General features: G+C 47.2%; 17 protein-coding genes. 8 read left to right on the forward strand and 9 right to left on the reverse strand.

The window, feature by feature from the left end; all coding sequences use genetic code 11:
• Positions 1-2: 2 nt before the first annotated feature.
• A complete protein-coding gene (locus AAA939_RS10140) occupies positions 3-1,202 on the reverse strand; it encodes an MFS transporter (RefSeq protein WP_338210630.1) in 1,200 nt (399 codons plus the stop codon).
• 125 nt (positions 1,203-1,327) lie between these two features.
• Positions 1,328-1,990, reverse strand: a complete 663-nt coding sequence (locus AAA939_RS10145; protein ID WP_338210727.1) for an HAD family hydrolase — start codon at positions 1,988-1,990, stop codon at positions 1,328-1,330.
• 179 nt (positions 1,991-2,169) lie between these two features.
• Here AAA939_RS10145 and AAA939_RS10150 point away from each other — a divergent pair, with 179 nt between their 5' ends.
• Together AAA939_RS10150 and AAA939_RS10155 are read left to right on the forward strand one after the other, a co-directional pair.
• Positions 2,170-3,654 (forward strand): MDR family MFS transporter, encoded by a 1,485-nt coding sequence (locus AAA939_RS10150; RefSeq protein WP_338210632.1) that lies wholly within the window; start codon positions 2,170-2,172, stop codon positions 3,652-3,654.
• Positions 3,651-4,157, forward strand: coding sequence for a DUF4811 domain-containing protein (locus AAA939_RS10155; protein WP_338210634.1), 507 nt, complete (start codon positions 3,651-3,653; stop codon positions 4,155-4,157). The genes AAA939_RS10150 and AAA939_RS10155 overlap by 4 nt, the downstream gene beginning before the upstream one ends.
• A gap of 687 nt (positions 4,158-4,844) precedes the next feature.
• Here the strand turns inward: AAA939_RS10155 and AAA939_RS10160 are convergent.
• Positions 4,845-5,855: a YeiH family protein gene (locus AAA939_RS10160; protein ID WP_338210638.1), complete on the reverse strand. Its 1,011-nt coding sequence runs from the start codon at positions 5,853-5,855 to the stop codon at positions 4,845-4,847.
• Between the two features lie 158 nt (positions 5,856-6,013).
• On the opposite strand from AAA939_RS10160, the gene AAA939_RS10165 reads away from it, so the two are divergent.
• Positions 6,014-6,838, forward strand: a complete 825-nt coding sequence (locus AAA939_RS10165) for a LysR family transcriptional regulator (protein WP_338210639.1) — start codon at positions 6,014-6,016, stop codon at positions 6,836-6,838.
• Positions 6,839-6,904: 66 nt separating this feature from the next.
• On the opposite strand, the gene asp1 is transcribed toward AAA939_RS10165, so the two are convergent.
• Together asp1 and AAA939_RS10175 are read right to left on the reverse strand one after the other, a co-directional pair.
• Entirely contained in the window at positions 6,905-8,416 is a 1,512-nt protein-coding gene (gene asp1, locus AAA939_RS10170; protein WP_338210641.1) for an accessory Sec system glycosyltransferase Asp1, read from the reverse strand.
• On the reverse strand, positions 8,416-9,957 hold the full coding sequence (locus AAA939_RS10175) for a glycosyltransferase (protein WP_338210644.1): 1,542 nt from the start codon (positions 9,955-9,957) through the stop codon (positions 8,416-8,418). Before AAA939_RS10175 ends, asp1 begins: the two co-directional genes overlap by 1 nt.
• A 325-nt stretch (positions 9,958-10,282) precedes the next feature.
• On the opposite strand from AAA939_RS10175, the gene AAA939_RS10180 reads away from it, so the two are divergent.
• Positions 10,283-11,335 (forward strand): LysM peptidoglycan-binding domain-containing protein, encoded by a 1,053-nt coding sequence (locus tag AAA939_RS10180; protein WP_338210646.1) that lies wholly within the window; start codon positions 10,283-10,285, stop codon positions 11,333-11,335.
• Between the two features lie 225 nt (positions 11,336-11,560).
• On the opposite strand, the gene AAA939_RS10185 is transcribed toward AAA939_RS10180, so the two are convergent.
• On the reverse strand, positions 11,561-12,100 hold the full coding sequence (locus AAA939_RS10185; RefSeq protein ID WP_338210648.1) for a bifunctional transcriptional activator/DNA repair enzyme AdaA: 540 nt from the start codon (positions 12,098-12,100) through the stop codon (positions 11,561-11,563).
• Positions 12,101-12,240: 140 nt separating this feature from the next.
• Here AAA939_RS10185 and AAA939_RS10190 point away from each other — a divergent pair, with 140 nt between their 5' ends.
• From AAA939_RS10190 to AAA939_RS10200, 3 genes are all read left to right on the forward strand, one after another.
• Complete coding sequence (locus AAA939_RS10190) at positions 12,241-12,741, forward strand: methylated-DNA--[protein]-cysteine S-methyltransferase (protein WP_338210651.1); 501 nt, start codon at positions 12,241-12,243, stop codon at positions 12,739-12,741.
• 66 nt (positions 12,742-12,807) lie between these two features.
• Complete coding sequence (locus tag AAA939_RS10195; protein WP_338210653.1) at positions 12,808-13,707, forward strand: ABC transporter ATP-binding protein; 900 nt, start codon at positions 12,808-12,810, stop codon at positions 13,705-13,707.
• Complete coding sequence (locus tag AAA939_RS10200) at positions 13,700-14,917, forward strand: ABC transporter permease (RefSeq protein WP_338210654.1); 1,218 nt, start codon at positions 13,700-13,702, stop codon at positions 14,915-14,917. The genes AAA939_RS10195 and AAA939_RS10200 overlap by 8 nt, the downstream gene beginning before the upstream one ends.
• Positions 14,918-15,456: 539 nt before the next feature.
• On the opposite strand, the gene AAA939_RS10205 is transcribed toward AAA939_RS10200, so the two are convergent.
• The 3 genes from AAA939_RS10205 to AAA939_RS10215 are packed head-to-tail and all read right to left on the reverse strand — an operon-like array spanning position 15,457 to position 16,947.
• Complete coding sequence (locus tag AAA939_RS10205; protein ID WP_338210656.1) at positions 15,457-16,200, reverse strand: SDR family oxidoreductase; 744 nt, start codon at positions 16,198-16,200, stop codon at positions 15,457-15,459.
• A gap of 11 nt (positions 16,201-16,211) precedes the next feature.
• Positions 16,212-16,532 carry a carboxymuconolactone decarboxylase family protein gene (locus tag AAA939_RS10210; protein WP_057706631.1) on the reverse strand — a complete coding sequence of 107 codons (321 nt, stop codon included), beginning with the start codon at positions 16,530-16,532 and terminating at the stop codon, positions 16,212-16,214.
• Positions 16,533-16,545: 13 nt separating this feature from the next.
• Entirely contained in the window at positions 16,546-16,947 is a 402-nt protein-coding gene (locus tag AAA939_RS10215; protein ID WP_338210659.1) for a cupin domain-containing protein, read from the reverse strand.
• Between the two features lie 154 nt (positions 16,948-17,101).
• Here AAA939_RS10215 and AAA939_RS10220 point away from each other — a divergent pair, with 154 nt between their 5' ends.
• Positions 17,102-17,536, forward strand: a complete 435-nt coding sequence (locus tag AAA939_RS10220) for a MerR family transcriptional regulator (RefSeq protein ID WP_057706629.1) — start codon at positions 17,102-17,104, stop codon at positions 17,534-17,536.
• The last annotated feature ends 15 nt before the right edge of the window (positions 17,537-17,551 follow it).

The raw sequence follows: 17,551 nt of genomic DNA on the forward strand, positions 1-17,551 counted from the left end.
TTTTAATTAGTTTGCGTTCTGTTTTTCTTTTTAGCAATTACGTGCGGATAGTGAATAAAGTGGGCGTAAAACCCGATTACTAATACAACAAAGCCCAAGCCGCAGACCCCGTACCAGCCGGCAACGTCCCATAATAGGTTACCGAAAAATGACCCGAGCGCGCCACCCATGAAGTAGCCAAACATAAAGACCGAGTTAAACCGACTGCTAGTATTGGACGCAATGTTTTGAATCTGGGTTTGATTCGCGACCTGCCCAAATTGCGTTCCTAAGTCTAAAATAACGATGCCGACGATCAGACCGGCAACGCGGGTTCCAAACAGAATGAAAACGACGTAAGCCACCGTTGACAAGACTAGTCCCAGGCCAATGATCGTCCGCGGACGGAACTGGTCAGCTAACCGGCCAATCAGCGGTGCGGCCAACACGCCGGTCACGCCAAGTAAAGCTAATAATCCGGCTTCACGACTGCCCCAGCCATACTGGTGTTGTAAGTAAAAGACTAAGGTCGCCCAGAAAATGTTGGAAACGCCGAACAACACAAACCCATTCACGGCCGCTGCTCGCAACACGGGATACTGCTTCACCAGTTGGGGAACCGTTTTGATCATCGACCGGTACGTCGTCGTGTGGGTCGTCACTGGGTCCCGTGGCAGTTTTTTAATTAAAACAATCCCCAACAAGGCAATCATGACCGCCGCAATCAGGTAAACGTCTTGCCACGGTAACACACTGGCGAGCACTCCACTGACCGTTCTTGAGAGGAGCACCCCAACGAGTAGCCCACTTAAGATATTGCCGAGTACCCGGCCTCGTTGCCCCTGTGGCGCTAGAAAACCAGCGTACGGAATAATGACTTGCGGTGCCACCGACGTGATCCCAATCAGTAAGCTGGCCGCTGCGTACACCCAAATATTTGGCGCCATGAAGGCCAACAAAGCTGATAAAATCGCTAAGGCGAGCAACCGCAAAATCAGCGTTCGTCGGTTCATAATGTCACCCATTGGGACAATCAATAATAGTCCAAATGCGTAGCCTAGCTGCGTTAGCATGGCAACAGCACCCACAACGGCATTCGCTAAATTAAACTGCCGTGCGATGTCCGCTTCAATCGGCTGAATATAGTTAATATTGGCCACAACGATGGCGGCCGAAACCGCCATGAGTAAGACGGTACTTCGATTTAAAGATTTACTTTTCACAATTAGGTCCTTTCAAGTTAACAACACGACCATCAACGAGGATTGTCATCAAAAGGCCTGTTCAACTCTGATAATCAACCAGTGCTTAAGCTGCTGGTCCACTGGTAAAATCCGCGTAGCCATCATTACCCAATCCACGCCTTTGCAGCAGCCAAATCCGCCACCGTGTGCGTTGGCTGTTCAGTACGACTTGGTTTTTCCTGACCGCGATTGATCCACAGCATTGGCCATCCCATCTGTTCGGCAGGTACAACGTCGGAGTCGTAGCCCCGTGCGACGTGCCAGTGGTTTGCTGGTGTGAATGCGAACTGATTCTGAACGGCCTTGAAAAATTTCAAATCGGGTTTGTACGCCTGAACATCTTCGGCGGTAATGACCGCGTCAAACGGGACTTTTAGCGCCGCTAAATTGGCGGACATGATGTCCCACGAAGAATTGGACATGATAATCAGCTGATAGCCCTGATCATGCCAATCTTGAAGCGTCGACACAACGTCAGGATAAGGCAACAAGTGACGTTGAATTTGTAGCCCTTCGACGTAGTGGCTTTCAAAAAAGTGTTCTTGGTCAAACATACCATCTAAGTGTTTTAAGTTTTCCCGCACTAAATCAGCAAAGTCCAAGTAAGGGTGAACGCTGACCGGGTCATCTTCATAAGATGCATATGCGTTTCTAACGGCCTGCGGATCTACCCCCGCAGCTAACGCTAAATTTTCGATCCATTGGTATACCGGATCGGTGTTGATTAAAGTGCCGTAACAATCAAACGTTAAATAGTTACTTTTCATCATTTTCAATCACCTTTCATGTACTCAATATTATTTTAGCACAGCGCTTTTTTTAAAATTGGCCTAGTTTTTAGGCGCTGTCATTTTCTGTTACCAAGGCATATATGTGTGATTGGTATAGTTATCGTGTTATACTTATTAATTGTGTTTTATAAATTATTTTATGAAAGGACGGTACTATGCCAACCAACAATTCCACCTTACCCTTAGATGCTAACGGTCAACCGTACCACCGCACGTGGTTAGTTTTAACCCTGCTAGTCGGAACCTTTAGCACTTTTATTACCCAAACTTTGTTAACAACTGCATTCCCAACGTTAATGAACTATTTCAATATTTCGGCAAACGCTGTGCAGTGGTTAACCACTGGTTTTATGCTGATCATGGGAATCATGATTCCCGTCAGCGCTTGGATGCTGACACGGATCAACTCCAAGTACCTGTACTTAGCTGCAATGGTCATTTTCGGACTGGGCACCATTCTGGCCTACCTCTCCGTCAATTTTCAAATGTTACTGATTGCCCGGATGATTCAGGCGATGGGGGTTGGTATTTCCGCCCCAGTTTTCCAAACCATCATGTCGTCAGTGTACCCGCCAGAAAAACGGGGCTCTGCCATGGGAACCGCTGGGATCGTTATTGGGTTAGCACCCGCAATTGGACCGACATTATCTGGATGGATTATTGACAACTATAATTGGCGTGCACTATTTTTATTCATTATGCCCATCAACTTAGCCGTCATTATTATTTCATTTTTCACACTCCGCAAAGTTCTCCCAACGTCTAAACAACCCATCGACTGGTGGTCAGTTCTGATTTCCACCATCGGTTTTGGGAGTATGCTGTACGGCTTCTCTTCAGTCGGTGAATCCGGTTGGGGCGACCCCGTCGTCATTGCCACTTTGATTATTGGAATCATCTTTATCGGTTTGTTTGTTTACCGTCAATTGCATATGGAACAGCCATTATTGGAACTCCGAGTCTTTAAAATTCCAGCGTTCACCTTATCCGCTATTCTGACCGCCCTCGCCTACATGGCCATGATGGGGGTCGAAATGATCCTACCAATGTATATTCAAACGGTCTTAGGACGCTCCGCAATGGATTCCGGACTCATTCTGCTGCCCGGTGCCATCATGATGGGGATTATGAGTCCCATTACCGGCCGCATTTTTGACCACATCGGTGCACGCCGTTTAGCCATGACCGGGATGTTGCTCTTAACAACTGGAACGGCCTTCTTCCTATCCATTAGCGCAACGACCCCGATTCTTTGGATTATCGTTGTCTATGCGATCCGGATGTTTGGCTTAACCATGGTCACCATGCCCGTGACAACTACTGGGATCAACGCCTTACCATTTAACTTGATTTCTCACGGGACGGCCGCTAACAACACGTTACGGCAAGTCGCTGCTTCCATGGGAACGGCCGTGCTGATTAGTGTCTATTCCAGTGTTTCTAAATGGAATTTACCTAGCCAGCACATGCTCACATCGGCACCTTTGAAATATAAATCAGCTACCATCAGCGCGACGTTGACCGGTTACCACATGGCCTTCATCGTGTCACTGATCTTTTGTGCCTTTGGTTTTATTTTAAGTTGTTTATTAAAAGCACACCACTCTATCAAGGTTGAACGGGAGGACGATGCAGCATGATCATTCTTCTTTTAATTTTAGCGACGTTTGTTTTCGCCGGAGCCATGATTTTCGGCCACGCTAGTCTGACCCGTAACGTTACCATTGCCATTAGTTTTATCCTTATCGCGGGCAGTCTCATCGGTTTAGCGGGTAACGATACCGCTCACTGGGGGATGCACCAAGTGACCACGACCACGATTGAAGATTTAGTGCCCGTGCGTTCGCAACGTGCCGCATTACTCAACCAGCCCCTTGGCACTGGTTCCGAAAAAACGATCATTTACCGGGTCGCTAACGCTACTAAGCCTAGTCATACGGTGGCGGACGCGACGACCACGACTAAGGTCACGACCGGCACGGCAGCGCAGGTCCAAATTGCCACAACGCGCTGGGAATATCGCAACCACGCGGTCAAGACGTTGTTCCACTTAGGCGCCGGCAAAGCTGCGGTTGTCAGTCGACATTACGTCTTCACGATTCCAACGTCATGGACCACCGTAACATTAAAAGCTAAAAACTAAATCACAGTAAAAAAGAATTGGCTTGAGAAAATTTCTCAAACCAATTCTTTTTATTTAATAATCTCAAGATTGAAAATGCTAGAACTAGTTCAATCATTGCCATGGCACTACTTATCGTTAGAAGATTAGTATTTTTCAGCGCTTCGCCGGCAGAATCAGTGGGCCGTGGGGTCGGCTACAGCCAAAAGAGCGGTCTTCCGCCTCGCTTGAAAGCCTCAAAGGACGAGTCTTTCAAGTCGCCCCGCACTGTAACCTGGCAAGAAACGCCAGCTAACAGTGCCGACACGGCCGCTGACTCTGCCGGCTACGCTAAGATTGTCTTAAAATAAATTGGTCAAGTTTGATGTTTCAGCCACTTGACGGTCTGGAACTTCAATTCAAAGCCGATAACCCACGTATTTGAATTGCACCGCAAGGACTCACCTGACTCCACTAACAATAGTCTTACTATCGTTATTTTAGTTGGATGCTCGGAGGTTGCCACTGATGGCATCGGTCGTGCTGGTGGCGTTGGCGCGGCGCTTTTTGCCGGGCCTACCCCACGGACGGTTCGGGACAATTGCGTCTTTTGCAATTGTTCCGGGCGAGGGACTAGACCGATCCCCAGGCTAGCCCCGGTCCCACGAGCGCATGTCATCAGTGGCAACCGGAATAACTTACAAGCGACTAATTTTTAGTTAAAAATGCTTAATGTCGTAATAATAACGTGATTAAAGCTAGGGCACTCACAACTTGAATCGTCCCAACTCCTAATCCGTATAATGCGAGGCGTTTTCCGGCCTTCAAAAAGTTAGCCAGGTTCAACCGCAAGCCAATTGCAGCTAATGCGGTGATTTCAAACCAACTACTAATCGTGTGCGCAGTCGCACCCACGATGGCTGGCAAGGTCACTAAACTGTTGAGGGCACATAGAATCAGGAATCCCGCAACGTACCATGGTAACCAGTGACCACTACCATTACCGCTAACTTCAGCGTCTTCGGCCAATTCATTTTCAATCGTTCGTTTGTGAAGCCGGCCAAAGATTAAGACAACGACAACTAACATCATGATCCGCATAATTTTAAAAATAGTGGCAAATTGAACCGTCGTTTGGTTGACCATACTAGCAGCAGCAACCACCTGACCTACTGATTGCAACGTCCCACCAATCAAGGCCCCCTTCAAGATGACGCTTCCGCCAAAGACGGCGCCCCCTAATAGTGGTAAGGTCAACATTAAGACCGTCCCCATTAGGTTAACTAAGGTGATGACCGTTCCCTTATCATCTTCATCAGCTTCAATGACTGGTGCAATCGACGCAATCGCGGATGACCCACAGACGGCGTTCCCACCAGCCATTAATAATCGCATGTTTTGACTAAACCCTAAGCGGTTACCGAGCCAGAGTGCGCCCACGATCGTAATCGTCATTTGAATCAAAATGAACCCCACGCCCCAGCCACCAATTTTGCCGATGGTCTGGACCGTCATCGTTGCCCCGAGCAACATTACGGAGTATTCCAATAACTTACTTTCCGCAAACTTAGTCCCCCGATTAAGTTGTGGTTGTTTCAAAAACGTATTTCCACCAACGATTCCTAATAAAATCGCAATCGTGGCTGCGCCCAATGCTGGAATATATTGTGCCAAGAATTGACTAATAATTGCAATCACGACACTCATGCCTAAGCCTGGTAAGATCCTTTTGACCGTCATTTGATTCACTCCCGTTTTCTTCGATAACTTTTAGTATACGGAAATGATTTACATTTGAGAAATAAATTATTATGATAGTTACTATTAATAATCGTAATAATAAATCAAGGCTCAGCCACACTCCAGCTTGGCCGACACTGAATAGTGAGGAAAACACTATGTTTAAACAATTACAGACATTTAGAATCGTATACGAGACCCGTAATTTTTCACACGCCGCCGCGCAACTCTTCATTTCACAACCAACCGTTTCGACTCAGATCAAACAGTTAGAAACTGAACTGAACACCACCCTGTTCACTAGAAACGGCCGTCAAGAAATCGTGCCAACGGCGAGTGGTAAACTGCTGTACCGGCAAGCGCAGCAGTTACTTGAAACTTGGGATACGACTAAAGCGGCCGTCCGCGCGACTGGCCAATTAGTCAAAATTTCGTGCCGTATCGGCGCCTCCCACACCACGGGAAACCTGATTCTTCCGGGATTATTAGCAACACTGGCAGAATACGGTGAGCACTTTGATTTCAAGGTCAGCCTAGCCAATTCAGCAGAAATTTTAACGGCGATGTCCCAGCATAAACTGGATTTTGGCCTAGTTGAAAAACCGCTGGTCACGGACAACTTAAACCGCCTCGCCTTCGGACACGATGAACTCGTCCACGCGGGTAACTTCGACAGTCCCCTCTGGCTATTACGCGAACCGAATTCTGGCGTTCGCCACTACACCAACGCCTTTTTAAAGGCCCGTAACGTTCAACCCCAACAGGTCATGGTCATTCACAGTAATCAAGTGATTGCGGACTTACTGGACCAAGGCGTCGGTCAATCGATCATTTCACGACACGTCTTAACCGACCAGGTCCCCGTTGAACATTTAAGTGATCATTATCAACGGCGATTCTTTCTACTGACAAAAACGCAGCCCAACACTGATTTAGAATCAATCCAGCAAGTCATCACCAACTACTTACAACGGTGGCACTAGTTCAAAACAAATAAGGTCCATCAGAAACGGGTGAATTTCTGATGGGCCTTATTTATTTATTCTAAGCTAATCTTTTACGATAACTTGCCACTGTTTCCAGACAGCATCGCTACTATACTGCGCACTACTACGGTACGCCGCATCACTCATTTTTTGTTGTCGTTGTGGATTTTCTAGAACCTTCGTTAAGGCGGTCACGAGTTGATTGACCGCGCCGTTCTTAACCAAGTATCCGTTACGGCCATCTTTTATAACATCCTTGGGACCGTAATTGATATCGTACGCAACGGCCGGAATTCCGTGGCTTAGTGCTTCAATTAACGATAAGGGTTGCGCGTCACTTTCCCCAGCGTAAACGTAAGCCCCCGACAGATTGTAGTCCTGTTGCAAGTCGACTTGGTAACCCGCAAAGGTCACCGCACCGTCTAAATCGAGCTTTTTCACCTGTTCTTTAAGCGTATCAACGGCACCACCGTACCCGTGTATCAGTAACGTTGCGTCCTTAATCCGGCGTCGAACTTGTGAGAAAGCCGTGATAATTTGGTCAACCCGTCGTTCATTATCAACGCGCCCAGTATAAATGATTTGGTGGGGCCGCCGCGCACTCATGGCAACGTGTGGCTGACTAGCTTGCTCCTTAGAAACAACCGCAGCTGAGATTGCCCGGATTGGTCGTTTAGGCTTGCCGCCTAACCACTTACTGAGATCATCACGCTGTTGCGGTGTGCTAGTAATGACCCCGTCTAAGGACGTTAGGTACTCATGAATCCCATAAACGTAGGCGTTATTCAAATTAGCATAGACCTGGTCCTGAGGGTTGACCGTATGTGGAGTTGGTAACCATAAGTACTTCTGAGCCTTACTTTGCATGTTGATAACCGGCCACTGTGCGGCTAAAGGTCGGTCCGCAATGAAGACGTTATTTTCGCCATTAGCACGGTTTAATTCATCTAGGAAGAACCGGTAAAATTCCAATTCACCATTAAAGTAATAGTCTTTGCCTTGGTACCCAATCAACTTACACATCGAAACCGTGTTTGCACCGTTACCGTCATGTGCGTAGTATTGTTCCGCAAAACGACTCCCGTCCGGCCGATAAAAGATATCCGTTACTGCTTCACCATTCGGTGCAATAAATTGATCCCGGGCTTTGAATCCCCGTTCGTCATAATCAGTTCGTTGGACCCGGTTATTGAACTTATCAAAGATTTCAACGTAATAAACGTGCCCAACCGTGCTTGGGACAAAGTGAACTTTAGCAATCAACCGGTCACCGGCGTGCACTTCACTCACGTTCGGGTTAGGCTTAATTTCGTAAGCCCCCGGCCAATTTAAATCTTCAATCTTCAAAACGCGCGGTTCAAACGTGGCCGTTCCCCGAAAGAAATCAAAGAGGTTCGCCATTTGATTGTCTTCCAGGTTAAACCGACGCATATTTTGATGTAACAACCCATCAAACTGGCGCGTGACCAGTTGCGCCGGTGTTTGGTGTTCTTTAAATAATTGCAGTCGCTTAAATTCCGCGTGTTCCACCCCGGAATTTAAGGCCATCACGTATTGATTAACAAAAAAATACATTATGCTTCCCCACCTTCCGTTTGGTAAAACGCCTTAGCTGCTGCCATCAATGGTTCCCACCGTTGCCAGACCGCGTCTGTTCCGTACCGTTTGGCATCTTCATAAGCTTGCTTGCTGAACGCCTGACTTTTGTCAGAATCACTCAATAAGTCAATCATTGCAGTCGCTAGCGCAGCTTCATTATTAACGGGAACTAAAATCCCATCCTGACCATCCCGAATAATATCCCGGGGGCCGTATTTAACGTCATACGCCACCTGCGGTACACCGTGGGCCTGGCCTTCTAGAAGTGCTAAAGCAAAGCCTTCCGCCCGCGACGTTAGCATCGCGAGTTGGGCGTGGTTATACACACTCGTCAAATCAGTCGTGTAGTCGTTAAACGTCACGCTATCCGTTAAGTTCAGATCCGTGACTAATTGTTTTAATTTCTTGCCAGTATCCCCGTTGGCGTAGCCCCAGAAATCCAGTGTCGCATTCTTCACCGTTTGGCGAACCTGTTTGAACGCCCGAATCACTTGGTCTTGTTGCTTTTCTTCCGCTAAGCGCGCCACAAAAATAATCTTACCGGGCGTCCGCGTCTTCCAAGCTGGGTGTCTGGCTTTTAAGGTCGCGTCGGGAACAATCCCCACCGGAATCGCATACGTTGCCGGCTTGTTTCCATAACGAGCCACGAAATCCTGCGTTTGTTGTTCCGTTGACGCAATCACCCCGTTCCACTGAGATAAGTTATGCAACGCATAGGCATAATTAAAGTTCAAAGTGGCGGTCTGCGGATGTGCCGGGTCATTCACGTGGTTACTATGCAGATGCATTACCTTGAAGGCCTTGGTCTGCATATTTAAAGCCGCATAAGCGAGTTCGTAAGTCCGGTCAATGACGAATACCGCACCGGGGGTTTCCCGATTTAATTCATCTAAGAAGAACGTCGTCATCGCCGTTTCACCCGTAAACGACCAATCCTGACCGTGATAGTTCACAAACCGGTACAGTGAATTTTGAACTTGGCTTTGCCGGTCTGGCATGTGAAACGTCTGATACACCACGTTACCTTCAGGATCAAAGACTTGTTCACTGGCAACCTGCCCATCAAACGTGTAAAACTGTTCTAGTCCTTTGAACCCACGCGTATCGTACCAGTCTGTCTTGACCAACTTTCCTTTTTGGTCATAGTACTGAACGTTGTTCAATTGTTTTTGCGTGTTGGCAAACGTATTGATACGCATCAACAACTGATCACGCTGATAAACAATGTAATTGCGCCCATCCGCTTCAATTCGTAAATCGTCAGCTAAGTGTAAATCTTCAATCGTAAACTTAACTGGTTTAAAATCCGATGATTGTTGTAAGTAATCAAATAAGTTAATCTGATTAGCTTCCGCAATACCGGCGTCTTTTAATGTTTTATGTAGTGACAATGAAAAGAAACGCGTCACCATTTTAGCGGGCACCTGATGCTGATTAAAAAGTGCTAGCCGCTTCATTTCAGCGTGTTCGATCCCTGATTTTTTGGGATTAATACTGGTATTAACAAAATAATACATAAATTTCGCTCCCTCGTGTCCACAATGTGCCTGACGCCTATGATTATAGCAAACTTCGGGCACCCGGTTTGTAATTTACTCACAGACTTTACCATTTCATCAGTCTTATTAACCCAATTTGAGCGTTTACTTTCCCATCGCCAAAATTAACGACTACTTTCAACTAATTATACTATTTACTAATTAGTCCATTTAGTACACAGAGTCTTCTTTACTAACTTTGTTCACTAAGTTGATTAATAATACTTGTTACCGCTTAACTAATTGCGCCCTAAATGTTAAAATTCAAGGTGAATACATTTAAATACTGGGAGTGAACATCCGTATGAAAGTTAAAAACATATTATTATCATCATTAGCCGCAACTGGCGCGATCGCCCTCGGCACGACCGCTGCTAAGGCTGACACGGTGACTGTCAAAGCCGGTGATACGGTTAGCGAAATCGCCGTGACACATAAGTCGACCGTTAAAGCGATTCAAAAAATTAACCATTTAAAGAACGTCAACTTAATCTACGTTGGTGACAAACTTAACGTTAACACCCGTCACGTGGTTAAGAAAACGACGGCGCACGCAGTCGTCCCAATGGGCGCCGTTACAACCGCGCCAGCTAGTGCCAAAACTAGTACGACACCGGTAACTTCGAACAGTAGCAGTACTAAGACTGTGACGACAACTACTCAGCATGCAACTAGCCAAACTAGTGCCGCATCAACGATCAGCGTTGCCAGCAGCAGTCGTACTAGCCAAGTTAGTGCAGCTTCAGCGACACAAACGGTCAGTCAGGCGCCAGCTAGCCAAGCGAAGTCGGCTAGCTCAACTAGCGTTACGAGTAGCAGTACCAGTCAAGCTAGCGCCACTTCAGTAACAAGCACGGCAAGTCAAGCACCTGTTAGCCAAGCGAAGTCGGCCAGTTCAACCAGTGCTACTAGCAGTAGCGCAAGCCAAGCACCAAAGGCCGTTCAGCAAAGTGCTAGTCAAACTAGTACTGCACCAGTAAGTGCTACTAGTCAAGCGAGTGCAACGAGCCAAGCTAAAGCTAGCTCAACGACTAGTGTTGCCAGTCAACCAACTAGCCAAAGCACTAGTTCAGCCGCGACGAGTCAGGCCAAAGCGCCAGCTGCTACCACGACGACTACGGCAACGACTGATACGTCAGAATCAGCAGCCCAAGCATGGATTGCTTCTCACGAATCAGGTGGTTCTTACACCGCAACTAACGGTCAATTCTATGGTAAGTATCAATTAACTAAATCGTTGCTAAACGGCGATTACTCCCCTGCTAATCAGGAAGCTACTGCCAATACGTACGTTCAAAACCGTTACGGTTCATGGAGCGCCGCTAAGACGTTCTGGCTCAATAATGGCTGGTACTAAATAAATACGTAAAATCACTGAGATGCCATTTATTGGTGTCTCTTTTTTTAGAGTGGGCAAAAAGGCGAATAGGTTGTGAGCATTAACGTGGAATCAGGGATTATTCCCGGGTTTGGAATAGTCCCTGATTCCGGGTTAAGCGGAACAAACTGCCTTTTTGCCCACGTTTCGGCTAAAAAGATAGAACCTTCTCACACAATTTCTGACCGCCTATTTTTAGGCTACTTACTTTTCCCGAAACTCACGCGGCGTCTGACCGATTGACGTTTTGAACTGCGTACTGAAATAGCTTGGCGAACGGAACCCGCACCGCTGTGCGATCTCCCGTACGGTCCAAGTGGTTGTACGTAGCAATTCCTGCGCACGCCGAAGTCGAACTTGTTGCAAGTACGCTAACGGCGTCAGCCCCGTTGTCCGCCGAAACACGTGGTGCAAATAGTACGGCGCTCCGTGTGCTAGTGAGGCCAGTTCCGTCAAAGTCAAATTCTCCGCATAATGGTGTTCAATAATCGTTTTGATTTCTGCTACCCAAACGTCCGGTGAAACTAGGTCACCAGTTGGCCGGCACCGTTTGCAAGGCCGCAAACCGGCTTCAACGGCTGCAGTGGGCGTTTCAAAGATTTGAACGTTACGTTGTAACGGCAATCTGGACTTACAGCTGGGGCGACAAAAGATTCCCGTACTCATCACACCGTAATAAAATTGGCCATCGGCACGATCATCATTCGTTTGAATGGCTTGCCACTGACACTTAGTTGGTCCCATCGCACTCACCTCCATATCAGCAGTATAACCGCTTTTCTGTCAGCATAACCTTATCCCACATTAAAAAGCAAGATTCTTAAACATTGCCGTTCACTTTGTCTGCTATACTGACGATAATCAAACAAAGTGAGGCCATTATTATGAAGCTCGTTTTAAGTTCAACGACCATTGATCACCAGACTTACTGGCTTGGCAGTACCCAACAAGGTCTAGCCTTCGTTGGAAGTGCTGACGGTCCTAAAACTGAATACCAACGCTTTTATCCTGAAGCGACATCAATTATCGTTCAACAAGCTAACCAAGTCGCAGCAACTGCCTTAGCCACTTATTTAACTGGCAAGTCCCAGTCCTTTGACCTTCCCCTTGACCAAACGTCCGGCACCCCACTTCAACGGCAAGTATGGCACGCTTTACAGCAAATTCCATACGGTCAAACGGTGACCTATTCCGAATTAGCCACCACTTTAAACCGGCCGACCGCTGTCCGCGCGATTGCGAGTGCCGTTGGTAAAAATCCGCTCCTAATCGTTGTGCCTTGCCACCGCGTCTTACGCAAGGATGGCACGTTAGGTGGCTATCGGGGTGGTTTACCGATGAAGACGGCCCTACTGGACCTCGAGCAAAATAACGCACTACATTAGTGGAAACTTGCCTGACTTACGGAGTTATGCCATTATGAACATATTCTATGTATTGGGGGCGACACAATGCTATCGGTAGCACACATCAGTAAAACCTTTGGCACGGTTAAAGCGTTAAACGACGTTTCGTTTGACGTCCATGACGGGGAAATCATGGGCTTAATCGGTCAAAACGGGGCTGGTAAATCAACCACGTTTCACAGTATTCTCAACTTTCTCGCATTCGACGGCCAAATTACTTGGAACGGGCAACCACTAACTGCGGATGACTATAACCAAATTGGTTACTTACCCGAAGAACGTAGTCTAATGCCCAAACTAACCATTACCCAACAAATCGTCTACTTAGCACGCTTAAAAAATCAACCGGCTAGTATTACTAAGCCCAAGATCAAGGAATGGATGCAACGCTTTGCTGTCAAAGGACAGCCCAGTGACCGCATTAAAAAGCTCTCAAAGGGGAACCAACAAAAAGTCCAATTGATCTGTACCTTGATTCACGACCCACAACTCATTATCCTTGATGAACCGTTTAGCGGATTAGACCCAGTCAACGCCGACTTATTAAAGCAGGCTATCTTAGACGCTAAACAACGGGGCGCAACCATTATTTTTTCAAGTCACGATATGAGTAACGTCGAAGAAATCTGCGACGCCCTCGTCATGTTGCGCAACGGGCAGGCCGTACTCAAGGGTACGATCGACGATGTCCGCCAACAATTTGGCCGGACCCGCCTATTCTTGACCACCGACTGGACCAGCGACCAGCTAGCAGCGCTAAACGGCGTGACGAGTGTCAAAACGATTGGTCCGCAACGTTACCGTCTGCAATTAGCCGACGCCAACGTTGGCCCAGCCGTTTTTGACGCGGTGACGGCCGGACATTACGTTCCTGAATTTAGCCAGCAACCACCAACCCTGGATGAAATTTTCCGGACAGAAGCAGGGGGTGGCGCACATGAATAAGACCTGGATCGTTACACTGGAAACTTATCTGCGTCAGGTCAAATCTTGGAGTTTCTTGACGCTGGTCTTAATGCCTTTCCTCTTCGTTGGACTGTCCTTTGGGCTTTCCTACTTAGCGGTGCCTAATCAAAACAAGAGCGATATCGCCGTCATCAGTAAGGACACGCAACTCCGTGCGAACTTCATCCAAAGTAGTGGCGTGGCGACAACTGATAAGTACGATACCGTCGCTAGTGCGCAGCGGGCCACTAAACGGAGCGACATCAACGGCTACCTGACCTTGAGTATGCAGGACCAACAATTACAAGCAACCTTTCACGGACCCGACGCTGTCAATAGTGGTGATCAAGCTAAAATCCAACGGTTCTTAGCGACTAACCAAACGGCTTTGAACCTGCGTTTAGCTAAATTATCGCCCAATCAGACCCGTGCTTTAGCGGTTCAACCCAAATTTAAGCAATCGTTACAAAAGAAGACCGCCACGAACAAACTGGCTAAACGAATTTCTTTCTACATCATCGTTTTCTTCGTTTACCTAATTTTAACGACCTATTCATCCATCACGGCCCAAGAAATTGCCGCGGAAAAAGGGACCAAGATCATGGAAGTCATCTTCTCGAGCACGACACCGCGGAAATACTTCAACGGTAAAGTATACGGGGTCTTACTCGTGATCGTGACCCAGCTCCTAATTTACCTCTTAGGGGGCGCAGTGATTGTTCAGGTCGCACAACACAGCCGGGTCACGGCCAACTTATGGTCGCAAAACACCGGGGTGATCAACCAAGTCTTGCATAATTTATTATCGATCAACTTGCTCTTTGCCCTCCTGGCCGTCCTGTTGTATACCGTTATTTCAGCTTTCTGTGGCGCACTCGTGACCCGAATCGAAGATGCTGGTAAGGCGTCACAACCAGTCGTCTACCTCAACCTGATTACCTTTGCCGTGGCGCTTGCCTTTCAAGGTAACCCCACCAATACGTTTGTCCGAATTTTCTCGTACGTGCCGTTCTTCTCGTCGTACCTGATGCCGTTGCGCTTAATCAACAATACCGCATCCGGCCTACAAGCTGGTATTTCAATGCTCCTATTGATTGCAACGATCGTTGGCAGCATGGCCTACATTGGTCGCATCTACGGTGGCTTAATGCTCCAGACGGACGAACTCGGCTTCTGGGGTAATCTAAAACGAGGACTTACTTTAAAGTAAGTATTTTTTCTCTAACTAATGATCTAATCCGGCTGTCGCTGATAACACGCGGTCGTGGGACCGGGCCAAGCCTGAAAAATGTCTTGATTCTCGTCTGGGACAATTGCAAAGAACGCAACTGTCCCAGACCGTCCGTGTTCTAAGGACGAAAAATTCGTCGTCCTAAGAACACAATCACGACCGGTGCTATCAGCGACAACCTCCGATCATTCAACAAAGTTAAATTATCAACGACCGAAAAAGCGTGATTAGCGGAGTCGGACAAAGTCGGTGTGCTGTGTCGGCAAGATTGGCAGACGGTTCTTATGCCAATCTTGCCGGGCGATTCAAAGACGTGGGTTATCGGCTTTGAATCGAGGTTCCAGACCGCACCGTGGCTGGGGCCGTCCCCCACAGCACCCGATTTTGTCCGACGGAGCGACTAATTTAAAAATAACTGCTAGTATGTCATCAACAATCATTTCAACCTTTAGGCCAAATAAAAACAGGCGCCAAAATCAGTCACTAGGACTAATTTTGGCGCCTGTTCTTTTATTGATTTAAGCCTGTTTAGTTGGATAAATCGTGAATTCATTAACGTTGACATCTTCCGGCTGATCAATGGCAAAGTTTACCACGTTTGCGACCGCCGATGGTTCAATGCCGACTTGTTGATAAAAGGCATCCATGTCGCGCTTGGCCGTTTTATCTGTGATGGTGTGCAACAATTCAGTATTGATAGCTGCTGGGTAGAGACTGACCGTCCGAATATTAGTCCCTTCCTGAGCACTTTCCATCCGAATGACTTCCATCAAGTTCCGAACCGCAAACTTGGTGGCACCGTAGACCCCTGAGCCTGCAAAGCTCTTAATACCGGCTACCGAAGAAGTGGTAATAATCTGACCGTGCTTTTGGGCGGTGAAAATTGGCATTACGGCCGCAACGCCATTCAAGACCCCTTTGAGATTAATGTCGATCATCTGATTCCACTCATCCGTGTGCAATGCACTAATTGGGGACGTTGGCATGATACCTGCATTATTGAAAATCACGTCTAAGCCGCCAAATTTATCTTGGGCGAGTTGAACGAGTTGTTGCACTTCCGCTGGTTTAGTCACATCCGTTACTTGGTAGACCGCCTGACCACCATCGGCTTGAATATCATCGACTACGGCCTGCAAACGTGTCGCGCGCCGTGCACCCAAAACAACTTTTGCACCGTGCTTGGCTAACAGTTTGGCGGTCGTTTCACCGATGCCAGACGAGGCACCAGTAATCACAATTACTTTATCTTTAACTGTCACTGATTTTCTCCTTATTCGCCGTAAACTTCTTTGATTAACGCCATTGCGGACCACGCTTTAGGCCAGCCCGCGTAAAAGGCAAGGTGGGTCACAATTTCAACCGCTTCGTCCTTAGTAATCCCGTGGGCCTTTCCCATTTGAAAATGGGCTTTTAACTGTGGAAAACTCCCACTTGTCATCAAGCTCGCAATCGTGATCATGCTCCGGTCACGTAAGTTTAATTTGGATTCACGCGACCACACTTCACCGAATAGGACGTCGTCATTTAGTTCCGCAAACTTGGGTGCTAATTGTCCCAAGTTATCGCGACCTGCAGTTTGTTTTTCAGCCATAATTGCTTCCTCCTTAACCTAATTTTGCGTATGCTTCATCGTCGACGGGTTCGCACCATTCACTCGTACCTTTCGTAATTGCTACGTGACTAAACCAGCTATCCTTAGTGGCACCGTGCCAGTGTTTAACGCCTTCGTGGATCGTTACGGCATCCCCAGCGTGTAACAAGCGTGCGGGTTTCCCAGCTTCTTGGTACCAGCCTTCGCCACCAGTCACTAACAAAATTTGGTAGCCATCGTGATGAATATGCCAGTTATTACGGCATCCTGGTTCAAAGGTAACATTGGCGACGTTCACGTCAATGTCATCCCCACCAGCTAAACTATTCAAATAGCTTTGGCCAATAAAGTATTTTTGATAAGCCACGTTCTCTTCACCTAAGCCAAATACGCCACTTTTTGCTTCTTTTTCCATTTTAAGCTCTCCTTTAAATGACTGAATTCCTAATCGATGAATTTAGATTACAACTTAAAGTACACTTTAAGTCAACACAAAAGTTCAAATTTGTTAAAATAAGTTTTTGTGCTATTATCATTGTTAAAGTAACTTTAAGAAAGTAGGTCTTACTATGGCAACTGTCACGGAAGTTCGTTACTCAATTGGCGACTTCGCCAAAGCCGTTGGTCTCAGCGCACCCACGCTACGCTACTATGAAAATGAAGGCTTGATTGAACCACACCGACTAGCAAATGGCCGGCGTTATTACGAAGCAGCCGACGTTAACTGGGTCAAATTTTTGCTACACCTCAAAGGAACCGGCATGAGTATTAGTGAACTCAAACAGTACGTCGTCTGGCGGGCCGCTGGGGATCAAACAATTCCACAACGTTTGGAACTGTTAAAACAAGTTAAAGCTGACTTTTTGGTTCAATTCACGGAAGTCCAACATCACTTGCAAATCTTGAACGATAAAATCAATTGGTACGAAGAAAAGGAAGCTGGCGTCACTCAGGACCACGAAGATTTTGCCAACTACCTGCAACGCTTTGGCCATCAGGAATAAAATTACTAACAAAAT

It is taken from the genome of Lactiplantibacillus paraxiangfangensis (assembly GCF_036246185.1).
Lineage (GTDB): Bacteria > Bacillota > Bacilli > Lactobacillales > Lactobacillaceae > Lactiplantibacillus > Lactiplantibacillus paraxiangfangensis.

Excerpts from the sequence above, each read along its gene's own strand:
- AAA939_RS10145 (WP_338210727.1), bottom strand. The coding sequence starts at position 1,990 with ATGAAAAGTAACTATTTAACGTTTGATTGTTACGGCACTTTAATCAAC.
- AAA939_RS10150 (WP_338210632.1), top strand. The coding sequence starts at position 2,170 with ATGCCAACCAACAATTCCACCTTACCCTTAGATGCTAACGGTCAACCG.
- AAA939_RS10155 (WP_338210634.1), top strand. The coding sequence starts at position 3,651 with ATGATCATTCTTCTTTTAATTTTAGCGACGTTTGTTTTCGCCGGAGCC.
- AAA939_RS10160 (WP_338210638.1), bottom strand. The coding sequence starts at position 5,855 with ATGACGGTCAAAAGGATCTTACCAGGCTTAGGCATGAGTGTCGTGATT.
- AAA939_RS10165 (WP_338210639.1), top strand. The coding sequence starts at position 6,014 with ATGTTTAAACAATTACAGACATTTAGAATCGTATACGAGACCCGTAAT.
- asp1 (WP_338210641.1), bottom strand. The coding sequence starts at position 8,416 with ATGTATTTTTTTGTTAATCAATACGTGATGGCCTTAAATTCCGGGGTG.
- AAA939_RS10175 (WP_338210644.1), bottom strand. The coding sequence starts at position 9,957 with ATGTATTATTTTGTTAATACCAGTATTAATCCCAAAAAATCAGGGATC.
- AAA939_RS10180 (WP_338210646.1), top strand. The coding sequence starts at position 10,283 with ATGAAAGTTAAAAACATATTATTATCATCATTAGCCGCAACTGGCGCG.
- AAA939_RS10185 (WP_338210648.1), bottom strand. The coding sequence starts at position 12,100 with ATGGGACCAACTAAGTGTCAGTGGCAAGCCATTCAAACGAATGATGAT.
- AAA939_RS10190 (WP_338210651.1), top strand. The coding sequence starts at position 12,241 with ATGAAGCTCGTTTTAAGTTCAACGACCATTGATCACCAGACTTACTGG.
- AAA939_RS10195 (WP_338210653.1), top strand. The coding sequence starts at position 12,808 with ATGCTATCGGTAGCACACATCAGTAAAACCTTTGGCACGGTTAAAGCG.
- AAA939_RS10200 (WP_338210654.1), top strand. The coding sequence starts at position 13,700 with ATGAATAAGACCTGGATCGTTACACTGGAAACTTATCTGCGTCAGGTC.
- AAA939_RS10210 (WP_057706631.1), bottom strand. The coding sequence starts at position 16,532 with ATGGCTGAAAAACAAACTGCAGGTCGCGATAACTTGGGACAATTAGCA.
- AAA939_RS10215 (WP_338210659.1), bottom strand. The coding sequence starts at position 16,947 with ATGGAAAAAGAAGCAAAAAGTGGCGTATTTGGCTTAGGTGAAGAGAAC.
- AAA939_RS10220 (WP_057706629.1), top strand. The coding sequence starts at position 17,102 with ATGGCAACTGTCACGGAAGTTCGTTACTCAATTGGCGACTTCGCCAAA.